Annotated in this window: 17 protein-coding genes and 1 pseudogene; 11 read left to right on the top strand and 7 right to left on the bottom strand. The window is 72.3% G+C overall.

Features of this window, described 5'->3' with window-relative positions; all coding sequences use genetic code 11:
• Positions 1-20: 20 nt before the first annotated feature.
• Entirely contained in the window at positions 21-182 is a 162-nt protein-coding gene (locus IE153_RS01810) for a hypothetical protein (RefSeq protein ID WP_229828632.1), read from the bottom strand.
• A gap of 634 nt (positions 183-816) precedes the next feature.
• On the opposite strand from IE153_RS01810, the gene panD reads away from it, so the two are divergent.
• The gene (gene panD / locus IE153_RS01805) at positions 817-1,236 is read left to right on the top strand and encodes an aspartate 1-decarboxylase (protein ID WP_189587813.1); all 420 of its coding nucleotides are present in this window, start codon (positions 817-819) and stop codon (positions 1,234-1,236) included.
• A gap of 27 nt (positions 1,237-1,263) precedes the next feature.
• On the top strand, positions 1,264-1,608 hold the full coding sequence (locus IE153_RS01800; RefSeq protein WP_189587811.1) for a GNAT family N-acetyltransferase: 345 nt from the start codon (positions 1,264-1,266) through the stop codon (positions 1,606-1,608).
• A gap of 533 nt (positions 1,609-2,141) precedes the next feature.
• On the opposite strand, the gene gnd is transcribed toward IE153_RS01800, so the two are convergent.
• Positions 2,142-3,581, bottom strand: a complete 1,440-nt coding sequence (gnd, locus tag IE153_RS01795) for an NADP-dependent phosphogluconate dehydrogenase (protein ID WP_189587809.1) — start codon at positions 3,579-3,581, stop codon at positions 2,142-2,144.
• 350 nt (positions 3,582-3,931) lie between these two features.
• Between gnd and IE153_RS01790 the strand changes: the two genes are divergently transcribed.
• Entirely contained in the window at positions 3,932-5,155 is a 1,224-nt protein-coding gene (locus tag IE153_RS01790; protein WP_189587808.1) for a transglycosylase family protein, read from the top strand.
• Between the two features lie 559 nt (positions 5,156-5,714).
• Here IE153_RS01790 and IE153_RS41380 read toward each other — a convergent pair.
• Positions 5,715-6,932 (bottom strand): annotated as a pseudogene (locus tag IE153_RS41380) (DMT family transporter); the annotation flags it as partial.
• A 210-nt stretch (positions 6,933-7,142) separates the two neighbouring features.
• Here IE153_RS41380 and IE153_RS01780 point away from each other — a divergent pair.
• The 6 genes from IE153_RS01780 to IE153_RS01755 all read left to right on the top strand — a co-directional run bounded on the left by IE153_RS01780 (position 7,143) and on the right by IE153_RS01755 (position 16,177).
• Positions 7,143-7,898, top strand: coding sequence for a (2Fe-2S)-binding protein (locus tag IE153_RS01780; RefSeq protein WP_189587804.1), 756 nt, complete (start codon positions 7,143-7,145; stop codon positions 7,896-7,898).
• A gap of 39 nt (positions 7,899-7,937) precedes the next feature.
• Positions 7,938-9,089, top strand: a complete 1,152-nt coding sequence (gene glgA, locus IE153_RS01775; protein WP_189587803.1) for a glycogen synthase — start codon at positions 7,938-7,940, stop codon at positions 9,087-9,089.
• A 51-nt stretch (positions 9,090-9,140) separates the two neighbouring features.
• Positions 9,141-10,361 (top strand): glucose-1-phosphate adenylyltransferase, encoded by a 1,221-nt coding sequence (glgC, locus tag IE153_RS01770; protein WP_189587801.1) that lies wholly within the window; start codon positions 9,141-9,143, stop codon positions 10,359-10,361.
• 100 nt (positions 10,362-10,461) lie between these two features.
• Complete coding sequence (locus IE153_RS01765; RefSeq protein ID WP_189587799.1) at positions 10,462-13,080, top strand: PA14 domain-containing protein; 2,619 nt, start codon at positions 10,462-10,464, stop codon at positions 13,078-13,080.
• Positions 13,081-13,226: 146 nt separating this feature from the next.
• A complete protein-coding gene (locus IE153_RS01760; protein ID WP_189587798.1) occupies positions 13,227-14,570 on the top strand; it encodes a wax ester/triacylglycerol synthase family O-acyltransferase in 1,344 nt (447 codons plus the stop codon).
• Positions 14,571-14,674: 104 nt separating this feature from the next.
• Entirely contained in the window at positions 14,675-16,177 is a 1,503-nt protein-coding gene (locus IE153_RS01755; RefSeq protein ID WP_189587796.1) for an SDR family NAD(P)-dependent oxidoreductase, read from the top strand.
• Between the two features lie 67 nt (positions 16,178-16,244).
• Here the strand turns inward: IE153_RS01755 and IE153_RS01750 are convergent, their stop codons facing one another.
• Positions 16,245-16,640: a hypothetical protein gene (locus tag IE153_RS01750; RefSeq protein WP_189587793.1), complete on the bottom strand. Its 396-nt coding sequence runs from the start codon at positions 16,638-16,640 to the stop codon at positions 16,245-16,247.
• 456 nt (positions 16,641-17,096) lie between these two features.
• Between IE153_RS01750 and IE153_RS01745 the strand changes: the two genes are divergently transcribed.
• On the top strand, positions 17,097-17,270 hold the full coding sequence (locus tag IE153_RS01745) for a hypothetical protein (RefSeq protein ID WP_167526749.1): 174 nt from the start codon (positions 17,097-17,099) through the stop codon (positions 17,268-17,270).
• Positions 17,271-17,326: 56 nt separating this feature from the next.
• Complete coding sequence (locus tag IE153_RS01740; RefSeq protein WP_189587791.1) at positions 17,327-17,809, top strand: GNAT family N-acetyltransferase; 483 nt, start codon at positions 17,327-17,329, stop codon at positions 17,807-17,809.
• A gap of 31 nt (positions 17,810-17,840) precedes the next feature.
• Here IE153_RS01740 and IE153_RS01735 read toward each other — a convergent pair whose 3' ends face one another.
• The 3 genes from IE153_RS01735 to IE153_RS01725 form a co-directional block, all read right to left on the bottom strand.
• Positions 17,841-18,260: a VOC family protein gene (locus IE153_RS01735; protein WP_189587789.1), complete on the bottom strand. Its 420-nt coding sequence runs from the start codon at positions 18,258-18,260 to the stop codon at positions 17,841-17,843.
• Positions 18,261-18,468: 208 nt separating this feature from the next.
• Positions 18,469-19,812 (bottom strand): amidase, encoded by a 1,344-nt coding sequence (locus tag IE153_RS01730; protein WP_189587787.1) that lies wholly within the window; start codon positions 19,810-19,812, stop codon positions 18,469-18,471.
• A gap of 118 nt (positions 19,813-19,930) precedes the next feature.
• Positions 19,931-20,971, bottom strand: a complete 1,041-nt coding sequence (locus IE153_RS01725; protein WP_189587785.1) for an alpha/beta hydrolase family protein — start codon at positions 20,969-20,971, stop codon at positions 19,931-19,933.
• Positions 20,972-21,024 lie beyond the last annotated feature (53 nt).

The raw sequence follows: 21,024 nt of genomic DNA, 5'->3' as shown, positions 1-21,024 counted from the left end.
ACCAACGACGAATCTTCGACTCAGGCCACTAGGGTGCGCCGCCGCTCCTTCCCCTCGACGTCACTGATCCAGTCCTCCACCTGCTTCGGCAGCTTGAAGGCAAGCTCGTACGCACCTTCCTCGCCCAGGGGCGACAGCGTCCACTCCGCCGAACCGCCATTGCCGCGTCGCCGAATGTGCACTGCATGGTCCGGCTGGGCATCCGCGTACGTGGTGAACGCCAGGTGATCGCTGACAGCCAGCGGCAGGATGAATGGTGAGTCTGATCGCGGCAGCGGCTCGCGCTCTGCTCTGGCCGAATTTCAAACGTCCTTGACACCCGCCCTGTGCCACCGCCAAGAGTCACCGGACGAGCCACAGCCATGGTCGTGAGAATCGCCGGTTTGGCTAACCGGCGATCCGCCGCTATGTTGCCGCGCTGCTTCGGCCACTCAGATTCATAGAGCTGTGGGCGCCTCCTCCTTTGAGGCGGGATACGAGGGGCGTGGGCCAGCTGTCCCATGGCGGCGCGTGGTCCGACTTCCGGTCGAGCGCCTTCGCTCCTGACTACCGTCCAGACCGTCTGCGTGACGGTGATCACGGACGTCCTTCGGGGGGTGCTGCGTAGGCTTGGGCCGTCGCCACGGTGGGGTCCGCGAGAGTGAGCGAAGCCTTCCCCGGCTACCTGACGGGGCGTCAGGAAAGTCAGCAAGTGGTCAGCATGAGTCCTGAAGAACCTGGGGACAGCTGCCCGAACATGCGACTCGTTGTAGGGTGTGGAAACAGCCCTTGACCTGCAAAAATGCAGGCAGGGAGCCTACTTGTGGGAGTGCCCCGATGTTGCGTACTATGTTCAAGTCCAAGATCCACCGAGCCACCGTCACCCAGGCCGACCTGCACTACGTGGGATCCGTGACCATCGACGCCGACCTGCTCGACGCCGCCGATCTGCTGCCCGGCGAGCTCGTGCACATCGTCGACATCACCAACGGCGCCCGGCTGGAGACGTACGTCATCGAGGGGGAGCGCGGATCCGGCGTGATCGGGATCAACGGGGCCGCCGCCCATCTCGTCCACCCCGGCGATCTGGTGATCATCATCAGCTACACCCAGGTGACGGACGCCGAGGCGCGGGCACTCACCCCCCGGGTCGTGCACGTGGACCGCGACAACCGGATCGTGGCCCTGGGCGCGGACCCGTCCGAGCCGGTGCCCGGTTCGGACCAGCAGCGCAGCCCGCAGGCCGTCCGAGCCTGACCGACGTACAGGGGACAGGAGCGTGTCGTGAGCGACCCGGAGATCCGTGACGACCGGGCGGCGGGCCGGCTGGAGGCCGTGTCCGGCGGTGAAGTCGTCGGCCACATCGAGTACTTCGTGCTCGAAAGCCCCGAGCGGGCACTCGTGCCCGTCCACACGATCGTCGAGCCGGCCCACGAGGGCAAGGGCATCGCCGGTTCGCTCGCGCGCGAGCTCTTCGCCCTCGCCGATCGCGAGCACAGCGCGGTCGCCTCGCTCTGCCCCTACGTCACCCGGTGGATCGAACGCCACCCCGACGAGGCCTCGCCGGCCGGCCAGGACCTGCTGGCGGCGGCGAAGGACTGGCTGCGGGCCCACCCCGGCCGCTTCTGAACGGGGCTACCCCCGCCGCGCGCACCGCCCCGGCCGCTCCTGAACCGGGCCAGCCTCGCCACGCGCATCGTCCCGGCCCCCCTACCCCCACCTGGTCCCCTCCCGGTCCCGCCGGGGAGTGACTGCCGAGGCGGGGGCCGGGTAGGCGGGGGAGTAGTCCAGAGCCGGAGTCGTCCCACTGGCTGGAGGATCTGATGACGAACCCGATTCCCGACCCCGTGCCGCCGGCGCCGACCCCGGGCCCGGATCCCCAGCGCCCGGAGCCGCACCCCGACCCGGTGCCGAACCCACAGCCCCCGCCGGGCCCGGAGCCGACCCCGCCCCCACCGGCGCCCACTCCACCGGCGCCCCCGGCTCCCGGCCCCGTGCCGGGCCCCGACCCGTCCCCGATCCCCCCGGGGCCGGATCCCGTCCCGAGCCCGGAGCCCGGACCACCCCTGTCCTGACCCCCGATCCCGACCCGTACGCGAGCGGGGCGGTGGACGGCATCCCGTGCCGTCCACCGCCCCGCTCACGTCCCTCGGCGGCAGTCCTTACGCGGAGGTCTCCGACCGGTCCCCGCCCCACAGCGTGTGGAACGACCCGTCACGGTCGACCCTGCGGTACGTGTGCGCACCGAAGTAGTCCCGCTGTCCCTGCGTCAGCGCCGCCGGCAGCCGCTCCGCGCGCAGGGCGTCGTAGTAGGCGAGGGCCGCGGCGAACCCGGGCGTCGGCACGCCCTGGCGGGTCGCGGCGACCAGCACCTCGCGCCAGTCGTCCTGGGCGTCCCCGATCTCCTGCGCGAACGTCGCGTCCGACAGCAGGCTCGGCAGGTCGGGCCGGGCGTCGTACGCGGCGCGGATCCGGTCCAGGAACGCCGCGCGGATGATGCAGCCGCCCCGCCACAGCGCGGACACCGCGCCGAGGTCGATGTCCCAGCCGTACTCACCACGGGCGGCGTCGATCTCGTGGAAGCCCTGCGTGTACGACACGATCTTCGACGCGTACAGCGCCTGCTCGACCCGGTCAGCGAACGCCCGGGCCTCCGCCTCGCTCAGCGGCTGCGCCTTCGGGCCGGCCAGCTCGCGCGAGGCGTCCCGCAGGGCCGCGTGGCCCGACAGGGAGCGCGCGAACACCGCCTCGGCGATGCCGGACACCGGCACGCCCAGGTCCAGCGCGATCTGCACGGTCCAGCGGCCGGTGCCCTTCTGCTCGGCCTGGTCGACCACCACGTCCACGAACGGCTTGCCCGTCTCCGCGTCCACGTGCGACAGCACCTCGGCCGTGATCTCGATCAGGTACGAGTCGAGACGGCCCCGGTTCCAGGTCCGGAAGATCTCGGCGATCTCGGCGGGGGAGTACCCGGCGACGTCCCGCAGCAGCTGGTACGCCTCACCGATCAGCTGCATGTCCGCGTACTCGATGCCGTTGTGCACCATCTTCACGAAGTGCCCGGCACCGTCGGGACCGACGTGGGACACGCACGGTGAGCCGTCGGCGGCCTTCGCCGAGATCTTCTCCAGCATCGGGCCGAGCGAGTCGTAGGACTCCTTCGGGCCGCCCGGCATGATGCTCGGGCCGTTCAGCGCGCCCTCCTCGCCGCCGGAGACGCCCATGCCGACGAAGTGGATGCCCTGCTCGCGCAGGTCGCGCTCCCGGCGCCGGGTGTCCGCGAAGTGCGCGTTGCCACCGTCGATGATCATGTCGCCGGGCTCCAGCAGCGGCGCGAACTCCTGGATCACCGCGTCCGTGGGCTCACCGGCCTTCACCATCACGACCAGGCGCCGCGGCCGCTCCAGCGCCGCCACGAAGTCCTTCGCGCTCTCGCACGCGACGAACTCCCCCTCGCCGCCGAACTCCTCCACCAGGGCGTGCATGCGCGCGGGCGTCCGGTTGTGCACCGCGACCGTGTAGCCGTTGCGGGCGAAGTTGCGGGCGAGGTTGCGGCCCATGACCGCGAGACCTGTGACGCCGATCTGCGCTGTACTGCTCATTCGGTTCGCTCCTAAAGACCTCGGTATCGGTGCTGCCGGTGGGTGGTGCCCTCGGGCATCCCCGGCGACCATCCTTACGTGCCGCTACTTCGTCCGCACGCCCGGGTCGCACGGCGTGGCGCAGGCTGATACGGACGAGAGCCCCGTCGCACTCAGCCGTCGTACGCGTCCTCGCGCACGGCGCACCCGCGCACCGTGTGCCGTCCACGGTGCACCACCGTGGCGCACGTCGCGCAACAGGGGCCTCATACCGGCCATTTGGGCTCCCGGGCGGCGAAAAGCCGTCTTGTTCTGGCCGGTTCGCAGCGCTTACTTTTGCCCCTCCTGACGCATGTCTAGGGGGGCTTTCGATGGCCGTACGCGGCCGGCACCGCCGGTATCAGCCGAACAGGATCAACCGCGCCTCACTCACCGTCACTGCGGGCGGCGCGGGCATGGCACTGCCGTTCCTGGGCGCCGGCGCCGCCCAGGCGGCGGACATGGACACCTGGAACAAGGTCGCCGCCTGCGAGTCCACCAACAACTGGAGCATCAACTCCGGCAACGGCTTCTACGGCGGACTGCAGTTCACCCAGTCCACCTGGGAGGCCTACGGCGGCCGGGCCTACGCGGCCCGCGCGGACCTGGCGAGCAAGGACCAGCAGATCGCCGTCGCGGAGAAGGTACTCGACGGGCAGGGCCCGGGCGCCTGGCCGGTCTGCTCGGTACGGGCCGGACTGACCCGGGGCGGCGGCGAGCCCGACCTCCGGCCGGCCGCCGAGCGCACGAAGCAGAAGGACACGAAGAAGAAGACCTCGATCGAGGACGTACGGCCGCAGTCCACGCCGCAGTCCCGGGCGGGCAACGCGGAGATGTACACCGTGGTCCACGGCGACACCCTCTCCGGCATCGCGGACGACCAGGACGTCCGGGGCGGCTGGCGGGGCCTGTACGCGGCCAATCGCTCGGCCATTGGGTCCGACCCCGATCTGATCGTGCCCGGCCAGCGCCTCGCGCTGCGCGGCGAGGGCGCCACGAAGACGAGGCCGGCGCACCGGCCGGCGCCGTCGGCGAAACCCTCGACGAAGAAGCCGGTCCAGGACCGCGCCAAAGAGCGGCCGAAGGAGCGCTCCAAGGAGCGGTCCCAGGACGAGGGCAAGGAGCGCGCCGGTCGGTCCACGGCCACCCGGCAGGGCCTCGTCGCCCCCGTCGGCGCCTCACTCGGGACGCCCTACCGCAAGGCGGGCTCCTCCTGGTCGAAGGGCTACCACACCGGCATCGACTTCCCCGTGCCCACGGGCACGTCGGTCAAGTCGGTCGCGGCGGGCAGCGTCGTCAGCGCGGGATGGGGCGGCTCGTTCGGCTACCAGGTCGTGGTCCGGCACGCCGACGGCCGCTACAGCCAGTACGCCCACCTGTCGGCGATCTCCGTGCGGGACGGGCAGTCGGTGAGCGCCGGTCAGCGCATCGGCCGCTCGGGCTCCACCGGAAACAGCTCGGGCCCGCATCTGCACTTCGAGGTGCGGACGGGGCCCGGTTTCGGTTCGGACGTCGACCCGGTGGCGTACCTCCGGGCCGGCGGCGTCAGGATCTGACCCGCATGCGGTGGCGGTCGATCACGGGCAACGGGACGTACGGGATGCCGTAGAAGGGCACGTAGGAGAGCGGGCGATCGTCGCCGGAGGCCGCCGCCACCGACGATTCCCCGTTCTCGTACGGGGTCTCCGCTCCGGCAGCCGCCGTTGTCTCGGGCCCTGGCAGGTGCACCGCGGCCGGTGTGTCCGGTAGACCCACGGGGGCCGCCGCCGCCGTCGCCGCCGCCGCCATCGGCTCCGGCGCGAGCACGTCCGCCGCACCCCTCGGCCCCGACGCGGCGGCCGATGAATCCGGCGCGGGGACGGCAGCTGTCGCCTGCGGCCCCGGCACGATCACCGCTGCCGGTGCGTCCGCCGCTCCAGAGGCGAGCACCGCCGCCGTCGCTGCCGGCTGTGGCGACAGTACGGCGGCCGGGGTATCCGGCACCGGTACGCGCACGGTCGTCGTTTCCTGCGGCCTCGGCTCGAGCACCGCGGCCGGGGCGTCCGCTCCGGACGCGTGCACAGCGCCCGCTGTCGCCGGCACCGGTACGCGCACGGTCGTCGTTTCCTGCGGCCTCGGCTCGAGCACCGCGGCCGGGGCGTCCGCTCCGGACGCGTGCACAGCGCCCGCTGTCGCCGGCTCCGGTACGCGTACGGTCGTCGTTTCCTGCGGCCTCGGCACGAGCACCACGGCCGGTGTGTCGCGCCCCGGCACGAGGACCGCCGCCGTGGCCGCGGGCGTCCGCACGTCCTCCACGAGCAGCCGCCCTCCGGTGAGCCCGGCCCGCGCCCCGGCAGGGACCCGCTCGGGGACGTCGCCCGTGCCCTCCGGGCCACCCACCGGCCCGGGCAGACCGGCCCGGCCCGTCCGCTCCGGCACCGGGCGGGGGTCTTCGGCCGCCAGGGCCCGCGCACCCGGCCCGCTCGGTGCCTCCGTGGATCCGGCGGGAACCGCGTCCGGCTGCCCGTGCGTGAGCCGCTCCGTCGTCAGCAGGATCAGGCCGCCCGCGGCCACCACGCCGCAGCTCAGCGCGAGCGCCGTGCCCGCCGTGCCGTAGCGGAAGGTTTCTCCGAACATCGTGATGCCGACCGCGGCCGCCACCACCGGGTTCACGACCGTCAGCGTCGCCAGCGGGGCCGCGAGGCCGGCGCCCCGGTAGGAGGCCTGCGACAGCAGCATGCCGGCCGTGGCGAGGACGCCGATCACGGCGAGGGACGGCACGTCCGCCGCCGACACACCGCCGGTCCAGTCGACCGCGACGGTCTTGGTGAACACCGAGGACATGCCGAACGCGATACCGGAGGCGGTCGCCAGCAGCATGCTGCGGACCGCCGGGTGCCGGTGCGCCGCCCGGGCGGCGATCATCAGCGCCACGACCACACCGGCCGTGACGACGGCGACGGCCACCCGCTCCGCCGTGTTCAGGGACTGCGCGTCGGACGCGGCGACCAGGGACAGCAGACCGGCGAGCCCGACCGTCGCCATGATCGCGCCCCGCCAGGCCGTGGCACCGGCCTTGCGCCCGACGAACAGCGCCGCCATGGGCAGGGCCACCACGATGGTCAGCGCGCCGAGCGGCTGCACCAGACTCAGCGGCCCGTACGCCAGCGCCACCACGTGCAGCAGCCCACCGAGGCCGTTCAGCGCGACAGCCGCCCACCAGCCCGGCCGCCGCAGCGGCGCGTACTGCTCGCCCGGCGAGGACTCCGCCACCCGCTCCTGCACGATCGCCCCGCCCGCGTAGGCGAACGCGGAGACGAGGGACAGCAGGACGGACAACGCGAGGGCGCTCATCGGCTGATCCTCTGCGTCAGGCGGGGGCGCTCGGCCCGGCGCGGCGAAAGGTGGGCTTTCATGACCAACACCCTGCCGTGTCCAGGTCTTCCCGTCGTCGTCCCTGAGCACTCATTGGGTCCTACTGCCGATGGAGTACGAGGGGACCCCCATCATCCCCAGGGTGGGCGAGTCCGGTCGGGGGCCACCGGGTCGCATCCCTTAGGGGCCTTGGTACTACTGCTCTTCGTGGACCTCGACCCCGACCTTGCCGCGCTCCGCCCGCTCGCCGGCTTCTTCGTGCTGCGCACGGAAGGAGCATCGGCCGGGTCTCTTCCCACTCTCGCACAGGCCTACGCCCCAGTGGCACCGGATGTATCGGTAAATCCTCTGATTTTTCGCGTGCGAAAGGTCGCGACCGCCCTGCGGGTCCCGGAGTCGCGTGTCGCCGCGTCCGTCACCCACCAGGGACTCGCGGCCCGACTCTGGTCGATCGCCCTCGGCTGTGCCGCGCTCTACGGCGGCGTCCCCGACCTCGACGCCCGGCTGCTGCGCTGGGACGCCGACGGCAGCGCCCCCGACGACCTGTGGCTCACGGACGTACGGCCCCTCCCGGAGGACGCTGCGGCCCTCGCGGACGTCGTCCTGCACGGCCACCTCGTCCCGCTTGCGGCGTCGCTGCGCGCCCACCACCGCCTCCCCCCGGGCCTGCTGCGGGGCAACGCCGCCTCCGCGCTGGCCGGCGCCGCCCGGGAACTGGACCGCTGGGCCCGGCGGCACGGCCGTCCGGACGTCGCCGCCCGGGCCCGCTCCCTGGCCGCGGAACTCCTCGCCCACCCCCTGCTCACCGGCGCCGGGACCCTCGAAGGCACCGCCTTCCGGCGTCGCAGCTGCTGCCTGTACTACCGGGTGCCCGGCGGGGGCGTCTGCGGCGACTGTTGCTTCACACGGCCGCCCCGCTCTTCCCCACGCGCCCCTTCTGGGTGACCATGAAAGGGAACGGCCGCTGAGAGCAGGGAGTTGCGGGTGCGAGTGGGACTGCTGACCCGGGAGTACCCGCCGGATGTCTACGGCGGTGCGGGCGTCCATGTGGAGTTCCTCGCCCGCGAGCTCAGACCGCTCGTCGACCTGGACGTGCACTGCTGGGGCGAGGGCCGCGCCGACGGCGTGCGGCGCCACCGCCCCTGGTCCGCGCTCGACGGCACCAACGACGCGCTGCGCACCTTCTCCGTCGACCTCGCCATGGCCGCCGCCCTGGAGGGCCGCGAGCTGGTCCACTCCCACACCTGGTACGCCAACCTCGGCGGCCACCTCGCCAAGATGCTGTACGGCATCCCGCATGTGATGACCGCGCACTCCCTGGAGCCGCTGCGCCCCTGGAAGGCCGAGCAGCTCGGCGGCGGCTACGAACTGTCCAGCTGGGCCGAACGCACCGCGATCGAGGCCGCCGACGCGGTGGTCGCAGTCTCCGGAGCCATGCGCGAGGACATCCTGGCCTGCTACCCGGCGCTGGACCCCGAGCGGGTCCACGTCGTGCACAACGGCATCGACACCGCCCTCTACCGGCCCGACCACGGCACGGACGCCCTGGAGCGGATCGGGCTCGACCGCTCCCGCCCGTTCGTGCTGTTCGTCGGGCGTATCACCCGGCAGAAGGGCGTGCCCCACCTGCTGCGCGCGGTGCGGGACATCGACCCGGCCGCGCAGGTCGTGCTGTGCGCGGGAGCCCCGGACACGCCGGAGATCGACCAGGAGTTCCGCGAGCTGTTCGGGGAGCTGAGCGGGGTCCGCGACGGCGTGTTCTGGATACCGAAGATGCTGCCGCGCCCGGAGGTGATCCAGCTCCTGACGCACGCCGCCCTGTTCGTCTGCCCCTCGGTGTACGAGCCGCTCGGCATCGTGAACCTGGAGGCGATGGCCTGCGGCACCCCCGTGGTGGCCTCGGCGGTCGGCGGCATCCCCGAGGTCGTGGACGACGGCACCACCGGGCTGCTGGTCCCGCCCGGCGACGATTTCGAGGCGGGTCTCGCCCGGGCCATGGACACGGTTCTGGGTGATCCGGAGGCCGCCGGGCGGATGGGCGAGGCCGGGCGGGAGCGCGCGGTCGGCGATTTCGGCTGGGACGCGGTGGCCCGCCGCACGGTCCGGCTCTATGAGGAGATCGTCAAACAGGCTTAGTGGGTACTGCTCAGGGGCAGGCATCGGGAAATCGGCGTGAGGGGAGCGGCCATGCGTGGTGGTGGTCCTTCGGTCCTGGGGATCGTGCTGGCGGGCGGCGAGGGCAAACGACTGATGCCCCTGACCGCCGACCGTGCCAAACCGGCGGTGACCTTCGGCGGTACGTACCGCCTGGTCGACTTCGTCCTGTCCAACCTCGTCAACGCCGGTGTCCTGCGCATCTGCGTCCTGACGCAGTACAAGTCGCACTCGCTTGACCGGCACATCACGACCACCTGGCGGATGTCCAACCTGCTGGGCAACTACGTGACGCCCGTGCCCGCCCAGCAGCGCCTCGGCCCGCGCTGGTATCTGGGCAGTGCCGACGCGATCCTGCAGTCGCTGAACCTGATCTACGACGAGCGCCCCGAGTACGTCGCCGTCTTCGGCGCCGACCACGTCTACCGCATGGACCCGCGCCAGATGCTCGACCAGCACATCGAGAGCGGCGCGGGCGTGACGGTCGCCGGGATCCGGGTGCCGCGCACCGAGTCCTCGTCCTTCGGGGTGATCACGCCGGGCTCGGACGGCCAGACGGTGGAGCGCTTCCTGGAGAAGCCCTCGGCCCCGCCCGGGCTGGCGGACGATCCCAACTCCATCTTCGCCTCGATGGGCAACTACATCTTCACCACCAAGGCCCTCATCGAGGCGCTGAAGCGGGACGCGGAGGACGAGTCCTCCGTGCACGACATGGGCGGCTCGATCCTGCCCCAGCTCACCGACCGGGGCGAGGCCGCGCTGTACGACTTCAGCGCCAACCACGTGCCCGGCGAGACCACCCGCGACCAGGGCTACTGGCGGGACGTCGGCACGCTGGACGCCTACTACGAGGCCCACATGGACCTGATCGCCGAGCGCCCCGCCTTCAACCTGTACAACCGCAGCTGGCCCATCTACACGCACTCGTACCAGCTCTCGCCGGCCCGCTTCAACGCCGGCGGCATCGCCAGCGAGTCGATCATCAGCGCCGGTTGCCTGGTGCGCGGACAGGTCACGCGGTCCGTGCTGTCGCCGGGTGTGCTCGTCGACCCGGGGGCCGTGGTGCAGGGCTCGGTGCTGCACGACAACGTGCACATCGGCCGGGGAGCGGTGGTGCGCGGCGCCGTTCTCGACAAGAACGTCGAGGTGCCGCCGGGCGCGACCATCGGCGTCAACCCGGAGCGGGACGCGGAGCTGTACACGGTCTCCAAGGCCGGGGTCATCGCCCTCGGGAAGGGGCAGTTGGTCACCTGACGCGGGGCGGCCCCGGGACTTTGTCCTGCCTATGGACGAAGAGCGGAATCCGTGCTGTCATGCCACCTCCTGTACATGACAACGTTGGCATGGAGGTTCCGTGCGTCCCCGACGCCTCAGAAGCCGCCTCGCGTTAGTGCTCTCCGCACTCCTCGCCCTCACCGGCCTGGCCGCGGTACCCGCCCTGGCGGACGACCCCGCCGAGATCCACGGCCTCAAGGGCGAGTACTACACCCAGTCCGCCCCCGGCGCCTTCGACTTCCACACCCTCAAGGCGACCACGTTCGACCAGGACCTCGACTTCGACAACCTGGAGCCGCGCCTGAACTTCACCACCGGACGCTCCGACGACGTCAGTGTCCGCTGGACCGGCAAGATCGTCCCGGAGACGACCGGCTCCCACACCTTCTCGATCGCCGGCGACAACGGCTTCCGCCTCTGGATCGACGGACAGCTCGCCATCGACCACTGGGTCGACGACTGGGACCGCGAGCAGACGTCCCGGCCCGTCGACCTGACCGCCGGCCGCGCCCACGACATCAAGGTCGAGTACTTCGAGCACTACGGCGGCTCCAACCTCCACCTGCGCTGGACCCGGCCGGGCGCCGCCAAGGAACCCGTACCGCAGTCGGCGTTCCGCCTCCCGGACGGCTTCGACTACGACGGAGCCCTCGCGGCCACGGTCCAGGCCACCGGCCGCACCCTGAAGCTCGACTTCGCCCAGCCCCTCGCCGCACCCCCGGCGGGCTTCACCGACCACCTCGACGCCGTGATCGGCGGCGCCGCATGGCCCCTGGGCGCCGCCCGGGTCGACCCGTCCGACCCCACCTCGCTCCTCGTCGCGCTCGACGAGCCGGTCGTCGGCAACAAGACCGGCACGGCCCGCGGCACGGCAGACCTCCGCTACGACGGCGAGGGCGGTCTCGCCGACACCGAAGGCAACGTTGTCAAAGCCTTCTGGACCAGCGGCCCCAATCACTCGACGCACCAGCTGCGCACCCGCTGGGCCGACGAGGTGGGACCGGACAACGCCCACCCCGAGTACCCGCGGCCCCAGCTGACCCGGGCCGCCTGGCGCACTCTCAACGGCCGCTGGCAGTTCGCCGCCGCCGAGCCGGGCGAACAGCCGCCCGTCGGGAAGACGCTGAAGGAGCGCATCCTCGTCCCGTACCCGGTGGAGTCGCAGCTCTCCGGCATCGAACGGCACGAGGACCGCATGTGGTACCGCCGCACCTTCACGGTCCCGGCCGGCTGGGACATCGGCTCCGGCAAGCGGCTCAAGCTCAACTTCGGCGCCGTCGACTGGCGCTCCGAGGTCTACGTCAACGGCACGAAGGTCGCCACGCACGAGGGCGGCTACGACAAGTTCGCCGCCGACATCACCGACGCGCTGAAGCCCGGCCGCACCCAGGAACTGATCGTCGGCGTGTACGACCCGACCGACGCGGCGTCCGGTGAGAACCCGCCGCTCGGCAAGCAGCGCCTGGACCCCAGCGGCATCTGGTACACCCCGTCCTCCGGCATCTGGCAGACGGTCTGGATGGAGCCGGTGGCCCGCGACCACGTGGACTCCCTCAAGCTCACTCCGGACGTGGCCGGCGAGAAGCTGACCGTGGAGGCCCGGGGTGTCCGGGACGGCGTACCCATCACGGCGACGGCGTACGACGGTCGGCGCAAGGTGGCCACGGCGAGCGGCCGCACCGGCCGGCCGCTGACCCTCACCGTCCACGACGCGCACCTGTGGTCACCCGACGACCCCTTCCTCTACCGCCTGGAGGTGAAGACCCGCGCCGACCGGGTCGGCAGCTACTTCGGGATGCGCTCGATCGCCGTCGAGAAGATCGGCGGCGTGCCGCGCACGGTCCTCAACGGCAAGCCGGTCTTCATGATGGCCACCCTCGACCAGGGCTTCTGGCCCGACGGCCTGCACACCGCGCCCACCGACGAGGCCCTCGCCCATGACCTGAAGGCCCACAAGCGGCTCGGCTTCAACTCCGTCCGCAAGCACATCAAGGTCGAGCCGGACCGCTGGTTCTACTGGGCCGACCGGCTCGGGCTGCTGGTGTGGCAGGACATGCCCGCGATGACGGCCGGGGTGGACCCGGGTGCCGCCTCCCGCGCCCGCTACGAGCGCGAGATGAAGGAGATGATCGACGAGCACGTCAGCAGCCCGTCGGTCGTCATGTGGGTGACCTTCAACGAGGGCTGGGGCCAGTACGACGTGGGCCGGGTCGCCGAGCAGGCCAAGGCCTGGGACCCGACCCGGCTGGTCAACAACCAGTCCGGGCTGAACCTCGGTGCCGACGGCGGCACCGGCGACCTGATGGACGAGCACGGCTACCCCAGCCCCGCCCTGCCGCCCCGCCCGGACGGCGAGCGCGCCCTGGTCAGCGGCGAGTACGGCGGCCTGGGCCTCGCGGTACCCGGCCATGCCTGGTCGGTGCAGCAGTCCTATATCGACGTCGACCCCGCCACCTACACCGAGGACTATCTGACGAAGCTGGACGAGGTCCGGGCGCTGGTCTGCAAGGGGAGCAACGGGGCCGTGTACACCCAGATCGCGGACGTCGAGGGTGAGCTCAACGGCTTCCTCACCTATGACCGCGCGGTGCTGAAACCCGACACGTCGAAGCTGAAGGCCGCGCACGAGGCGTTGATCCGTGACGCCTCCCGGGTGACTCCCACGGGGTGCCCGGCGGCGCAACCTGTGCTGAACTGACCCCACATGCACCATAAGTCCCGCCCCCCTTTCGACGGGGCGGGACTTAATCTGCTGTTAACTGTACGTAGCGTGATCGTACTTGACCGTAATCGGCTGGGGGCGGTTGACTGCTGACCCACCCGTCGTCGACGCGAGGCAAGGCCTTGACTGCTGATCTGCTCGCTCCTCTCGACCTGGCGTTCTGGAACATCGAGTCCGCCGAACACCCGATGCACCTCGGCGCGCTAGGGATCTTCTCGGCCCACTCGCCCGCCGCGGGCGCCCACGCGGCGGACCTGCTCGCGGCCCGGGCCGCCGGTGTCCCCGGACTGCGGATGCGCATCCGCGACGTGTGGCAGCCGCTGCCCTCGGCCCTGCGCCGCCCGCTCGCCTTCGGCGGTGCCGCCCGCGAGGCGGACCCGGACTTCGACCCCCTGAACCATGTGCGGCTGCACGCGCCGACCGCCGACTTCCACACGGTCGCGGGCCGTCTCATGGAGCGCCCCCTGGAGCGCGACCGGCCGCCCTGGGAGGCCCACGTCCTGCCCGGCGAGGACGGTGTCTGCTTCGCCGTCCTGTTCAAGTTCCACCACGCCCTGGCCGACGGGCTGCGGGCGCTGACCCTCGCCGCGGGCGTCATGGACCCGATGGACATGCCCGCCCCCCGACCCCGACCCGCCGCGGCCTCCCGCCCTCTGGTGCCGGACGTGCGGGACCTGCCCGGGCTGATGCGCGGCGCCCTGTCCGACATGAGCCGCGCCCTGGACATCGGCGCCTCCGTCGCCCGCTCCTCCCTCGACGTGCGCTCCACCCCCGCGCTCACCTGCGAGCCGAGCGGCACCCGCCGCACCGCCGGAGTGGTGCTCGACCTCGACGACGTGCACCGCGTCCGCAAGACCGTCGGCGGCACCGTCAACGACGTCCTCATCGCGGTCGTCGCAGGCGCCCTGCGCCGCTGGCTCGACGAGCGCGGCGACGGCAGCCAGGGCGTCGCGCCACGCGCCCTGATCCCCGTCTCCAAGCGTCGCCCGCGCACCGCGTACCCGCAGGGCAACCGGCTCTCCGGGTACTTGATGCGGCTTCCGGTGGACGACCCGGACCCGCTGGCCCGACTGGCCTCGGTCCGGGACGCGATGGACCGCAACAAGGACGCCGGCCCCAACCGGGGCGCGGGCGCCGTCGCCCTGCTCGCCGACCACGTCCCCGCCTTCGCCCACCGGCTCGGCGGCCCACTGGTCGGCCAGGCGGCCCGGCTCTGGTTCGACCTCCTGGTGACCAGCGTGCCCCTGCCGAGCCTCGGCCTGAAGCTCGGCGGACACCCGCTCACCGCCGTCTTCCCCTTCGCCCCGCTGGCCCCCGGCCACTCCCTGGCCGTCGCGGTCTCGACGTACCGGGGGAGCGTCCACTACGGCCTCGTCGCCGACGGCGAGGCGGTCCCCGACCTCGGTCTGTTCGCCACGGCCGTCTCCCAGGAGGTGGCGACGCTGATCAAGGCCTGCCGGTCGTGATCAAGGCGACTTTGGCGGTGCGGCCCGACGCTCCGTAGAATTCGCCCTTCGAATGCGGGCGCGACCGGCGCGCCGCGACGGCAGAGCAGGGAACGACAGCGGCGATGACGGTGACAGAGGACGGCCCGCAGGCCATGGACGGGACCGGCGGGCTCTCGTACGGACCCGGCATCGACCCGGAGCGCCTGGCCGTCTGCCTCGGTGTGCTCGAGGAACTCGACAAGCTGGACGTCGACCACCCGGACGCCATCGCCGTGCGCCGGGCCACCGCGGGCATCTACCGCACGGTCAAGCAGCGCCGCCGCCAGGAGCGCCGGGCCGCCAAGACCGCCCACGACAAGGCGGTCACGGAGGCCACGGCGACCGGCTCCGCCCAGCGCATCGACGACGAGACCGAGGGTCTGCTGCCGTCGTCGAACACCGAAGAGGGCAGGTTCGCGGGGATACTCCAGCGCCCGCGCTCCTGCTACACCTGCAAGTCCCGGTACGTGGAAGTCGACTACTTCTACCACCAGCTCTGTCCGGACTGCGCCCGCGTGAACCGCGAGAAGCGCGACGTCCGCGCCGACCTCACCGGCAAGCGCGCCCTGCTCACCGGCGGCCGGGCCAAGATCGGCATGTACATCGCGCTCCGGCTGCTCCGCGACGGCGCGCACACCACGATCACCACCCGCTTCCCCAAGGACGCCATCCGCCGCTTCAAGGCCATGGACGACTCCGCGGACTGGATGCACCGCCTGGAGGTCGTCGGCATCGACCTGCGCGACCCCGCCCAGGCCGTGGCCCTCGCGGACCAGGTCGCCGAGGCGGGACCGCTCGACATCCTCGTCAACAACGCGACCCAGACCGTGCGGCGCCTGCCCTCCGCCTACGCCGCACTGGTCGAGGGCGAGAGCGCCCCGCTGCCCGCCGGCGAGCTGCCCGCCCACCACGTCATCGGCGCCTTCAACTCCGGCGCGGTCGACGGCATCGCGGCGCTGCCCCTCGGCATCAGCGGCCTCGACGCCCAGCAGGTCGCCGACCTCGCCCTCGTCGCGGGCAACGCCAGCGTCGAACGGCACCTGGACGGCACGGCGATCGACGCGGGCGGCCTCGTGCCCGACGTGGTCGACTCCAACACCTGGGTGCAGACGATCGAGCAGATCTCGCCCGTGGAGCTGCTGGAGACGCAGCTGTGCAACTACACGGCGCCGTTCATCCTGATCAGCAAGCTGCGGCCGGCCATGGCCGAGGCCGCGAAGAAGGCGGAGAGCGGCCGCGCGTACGTCGTGAACGTGTCCGCGATGGAGGGCGTCTTCGGGCGCGGGTACAAGGGCGCGGGACACCCGAACACCAACGCCGCCAAGGCCGCGATGAACATGGTGACGCGGACCAGCGCGCAGGAGATGTTCCAGACCGACGGCATTCTGATGACCTCGGTGGACACGGGCTGGATTACGGACGAGCGGCCGCACTACGACAAGCTGCGGCTCGCCGAGGCCGGGTTCCACGCCCCGCTCGACCTGGTCGACGGTGCGGCCCGGGTCTACGACCCGATCGTGCGGGGCGAGGCGGGCGAGGACCTGTACGGCGTCTTCATGAAGGACTACGCGCCGGGCAAGTGGTAGGCGGGGCCGGCTCCCCGCGCCCTTGAACCGGTCGTGCCCACAAGGCCTTACAGGTGGTGGCGGCCCGTCAGTCCACCGCTCCGAGGCGGGAGGTGCGGGCCGCCAGCAGTTCCAGGACCGTGCGCCAGTCCTCCAGGACCCCGGCGTCGAAACCCGCCGTGCGGCCCTCCTCGGTCGCCTGGCGGAGGGTGAGGAGATCGTCGTCGGCCGGGGCGTCCGGGCGGGGACAGCGGCGTACCAGGGGGAGACCCTCCCCCCAAGCCCACAGCAGCCCGCCGACGGGCTGCACCAGGCCCGCGACTTGGAGCTCCTTGTCCGCCGGACGGCCGCGGCGCAGCAGCGCCGCGGTCCGCAGCGCGTGGTCGTGCAGGTCGACCGGCGGGCGGGCGCGGACCGGGACGTCCCGGGTGCCACGGCAGGCGTACAGCAGATCCATCAGCTCCTCGACGCTGCGCAGCTCCATGCGTCAGTCCTCCCGCGAGACAGCCGTTGCGTACGGCAGCAGAGCATGGCGAGCTTGCGACGCGGCCAACACCGTTTGAACTGCGCAACCGTCTGGAAAGCGCTGCCGCCGACGTACGCCGTTCGAGTGATTTGCAAAACGGCCTTATGCGCACAAACCCGTACGGAAACACGAGTTGAACGGCAGATGACGCGTGATTGTTACCGGCTGTTTTCAGCCCCATCGAGCGGGGCTCCGCTCATCTGGTTAGTCTGATGCGGACGGACAGCAGTACGGGGTCCTACCCACACCCACGGTCCGTCATGGGACCAGCCGGTTCACCACGGCCTGCTCTCCCGTGAGTCGACCGGCGCCACCGCGTCCGAACTGCATTTGACATAGAGGCCCGAGCGGGCGTCAGGCGCAGCAGGACCGGCGCGTACGTCCCGAGGGTGACCGACACATAAGGAGTGCGCGGTGACACCGGAGAAGACGAATCGCGATCAACGCCCCAAGGAACGCGGCGAGCGCGCCGGCCGACGGGCCGACGAGCTCGGCAGCCTCGACGTGTGGGCCCGTTCCGCCCCGATCCGCCTCGCGGGCTACGAGGACGACCTCGCAGAGCCCCACATCCTGCCCAGCGTCGACTGACCCCGGGCGGACCCCTCCGCGACCTCCGAGCGCATGGCCGTGCCAGACTCACGGCCATGCTGATCAGGGAAGCAACGGCTGACGACTGGCCTCGCATCTGGCCGTTCTGGCACCGCATCGTCGCCGCGGGCGAGACCTACGCATGGGACCCGGGTACCTCCGAGGAGGAGGCCCGGGTCCTGTGGATGAACCCGGCGAAACGCGTCTACGTCGTCGAGGACGACAGCGGAGCCGTCGTCGCCTCCGCCTACCTCACCCCCAACTACGGTGGCCCCGCCGCCCGCATCGCCAACGCCGGCTTCATGGTCGACCCCGGCCGGGGCGGCCGGGGCTACGGCCGCGCCCTCGCCGGGCACCTCCTGACCGAGGCCCGGGCCGCCGGTTACCGCGGCATGGTCTTCAACGCCGTCGTCGAGACCAACCCGGCCGTGACGCTGTGGACCTCCCTCGGCTTCACGGTCCTCGGCACCGTCCCCGACGCGTTCGACCACCCCCGGCACGGCCGGGTGGGGCTGCACATCATGTACCGGGCGCTGTAGGGCGACCAGGCGGTCGCGGCGGTCGCCGCTCTCAGGGCCGGGCGTACGGCCGGGTCATGATCTCCATGTTGTGGCCGTCCGGGTCGTCGAAGTAGGCGCCGCGACCCTCGAAGAGGTCGTTGACCCGGCCGGGCCGGGTGTGGTTCGGGTCGGCGTAGTAGGTGACGCCGAGCGCCTCCAGGCGGTCGATCATGCCGTCGAACCGCTCGTCGGGCACGAGGAACGCGTAGTGCTGCGACTGGATCGGCTCGTCGGTCATCTCGTAGTAGTCGAGGGTCACGCCGTTGCCCAGGTCGACGGGCAGGAACGGGCCGAAGGGGGCGCCGACCTCCAGGCCCAGGACGGCCGCCAGGAACTCCGCCGACAGGTGGCGGTCGGAGGCGTAGACGGCGGTGTGGTTCAGATGGGCGATGGTCGTCGGAAGGTCGGTGGCGTGCCGGGTGTCGGACATGCGTGGGTTCGTCTCCGGGTCTCGGGATCCGTGGTGAAGCGCCGCTGAGGGGCGCGGGGATGAGGACACGAAGAACGGAAGGCGGGGCGCGTGCCCTCTCCGGCTCTCGGGCGGGCCCGGGCGGGGTCACCCCCGCCGCGCTCACTCCGAGGCCGGGCGCCTCACTCGTGCATGGCCTACGGCCGACCCGGCAGTCACCCGGCCGACCCTAGTCCATCGGCGCCGTCCGCTGCCACGGGTTTCGCTCCTCCAACTGCCCGGCCAGATCGAGCAGTCGGGACTCCGTGCCGGGCCGGCCCACCAACTGCACGGCACAGGGCGCGCCGGAGGGGAGGGTCCCGCACGGGACGGACATGGCGGGCCAGCCGGTGAGGTTCCACGCCGGCGTCAGGGGCGAGTAGTTCGTGTTCGCCAGCACATTGCTCAGCCAGCCCCGCTCGTGCCAGGGGCCGGCCTTCGGGGAGCGGCGGGCGAGCGCCGGCGTGAGCAGCACGTCGTGCTCGGTGAAGAACGGCTCCAGCCTCCGGCGCAGCTGCTCCCGGCTCGCCCCGGAGCTCACCGTGCGCAGGAAGGGCCGGCCGAGCCGGGCGTGGACGCGGGTGCGCCGGGTCAGCAGCCGGGGGTCCAGGGGCCGGGCGTCCGCGGCGGTCCCCGCCGTCCAGTGGGCCAGGGAGGTCGTGGCGAGCGACAGCGGGTAGGGCGGGTCGGCGCGCCGGACCTGATGCCCCGCCCGCATCAGCAGGCCGGCCGCGTCCCGGGCGGCCGCCGCGTACGGGCGGCTGATGGTGACGCCCGCCAGGGGGCTGCGCAGCGACACGGCGACCCTGAGGACGCCGGGCGCGGACACGGGAGCGGGCTCGGTGCCGGCGAGGACCGAGAACATCAGGCGGGCGTCCTCGACGGTCGTGGCGAGCGGCCCGTTCTCCGACATGCCGAACCAGGTGCTGTCCCCGTCGCCGGTCGGGACGACTCCCCGCCCCGGCTTGATGGTGACCAGGCCGCAGTTGGCGGCCGGTATGCGCAGGGACCCCATGCCGTCGTTGCCGAGGGCGATCGGCACCATGCCGGCGGCGACTGCGGCCGCGCTGCCGCCCGACGAACCGCCCGCCGAACGCGTGGGATCCCAGGGGTTGCGGGCGATGCCCAGCACGCCGTCCGTCGTACCGAAGACACACAGCTCGGGGACGTTCGTCAGCCCCACGACCACCGCGCCCGCGGCCCGCAGCCGGGCCACCGTCACATGGTCCTGCGAGGCCGGGGTGTCCGGCGTGGCGGCCGAGCCGATCCGCCGGGACTCGCCACGCACGGCGAGGTTGTCCTTGACGGCCACGGGCACCCCGGCCAGGGGCAGTTCGGCGAAGTCGCCGCGCGCCGCCACCTCGTCGGCCTCGGCCAGGGCCGCCTCGGCGCGCACCGTGCGGAAGGCCCCGACCCGGCCGTCGAGCCGCTCGATCCGGGCGAGGTGCTCGGCGACCACCTCGCGGGGCGTGACCCGCTTCTCGCGTACGGCGGCGGATATCTCGGCGGCGGTGCGGCCGGCCCAGGTGGTCACAGCGGCTCCTCGGAGGGGAGAGGGCGGACTTACTGACGAGTACGTAGGGAGAACTGTGCACCGGTCCGGGGCCGCCCGTCGAGGTCGCCGACCGCTTTTGCGGGTCCGTGGTGGGGTGTCAGCGCAGGTGGCGCGCGAGGAAGGCCTCGGTGACGTCCATCGAGGCCGCCCACTTCGGCCCGAACGTGTGCCCCTCGCCGCTGACGGTGCGGAGCTCGACGTCCTTGCCGGCCTCCTGGAACGCCGCGGCGGCCTCGCGTGACCAGGCGAGGGGGCAGGTGTCGTCCGCGGTGCCGTGCTGGATCAGCAGGGGGTCGGACACGCGGTCGGCGTGGGTGAGCGGGGAGACGCCGCGCCAGAACGCCGGGTTCTCCTCGGGCGTTCCGTGCTTCTCCTCGATCTCGGTGACGAGGGGGTCGCCCTCGGGCCGCTGGAAGTGGTCGATGTTCTCCTCCGGGTGTGCGCTGACCGGCGCGTACGCGACCGCCGCGTCGAACAGACCGGGCGCCACGACCAGCGTGTTGTAGACGACCCCGCCGCCCATCGACCGCCCGAACAGCCCGATGCGGTCGCCGTCGATCTCGGGGCGCCCGGAGTCGCGCAGGGCCAGGGCGGCGCCGATGACGTCCTCGGTGTAACCGAGACGCAGGTTCACGTCGTTGTCAGGGTCCTGGTCGGAGCGGGCGTGGTTGCGGTAGTCGGTGTGCAGGACGACATAGCCGCTGCGGGCCAGACGGTCCTGCTCGCGGGGCATGCCCTGGCCGCTGAAGTAGACGTCCGGGTCGATGTAGCCGTGCGCCAGCACCAGCGCCGGGAAGGGCCCGTCGCCCTCCGGGATGTTCATGGTCCCCGAGATCGTCAGGCCGTTCGCCTCGTAGGTGACGGCGTAGCGGGTGTAGGCGGAGGTGCGGTCGAGCACCTCGCCGAGGCGTAGGCCGGAGCCGGTGTGCTCGCGCTGCATCAGGGCCTGGAGGGAGACGGGGTCGGCCGGGGTGGGGGAGGGCGCGGTGCGGGGGCCCTCACCGGCGGCCCTCTCGCCGGTGGCCCGGGCCGTCGCCGGAGACGTCGCGGGTGCGGCGTCCTCCGCACCGCCGGTGCAGCCCGTCGCGACGGCCAGCAGCAGTCCGGCGGCCGCGCAGGCGGTGCCCCGAAGCCGCATACGGTCCAGTGTGACCCCGCCGGGGACGGGACGGAAGCCGGCCGGGCCGTGTC

Source organism: Streptomyces massasporeus, from assembly GCF_014648995.1.
Lineage (GTDB): Bacteria > Actinomycetota > Actinomycetes > Streptomycetales > Streptomycetaceae > Streptomyces > Streptomyces massasporeus.
This window is presented reverse-complemented; position numbering and strand designations above follow the sequence as displayed.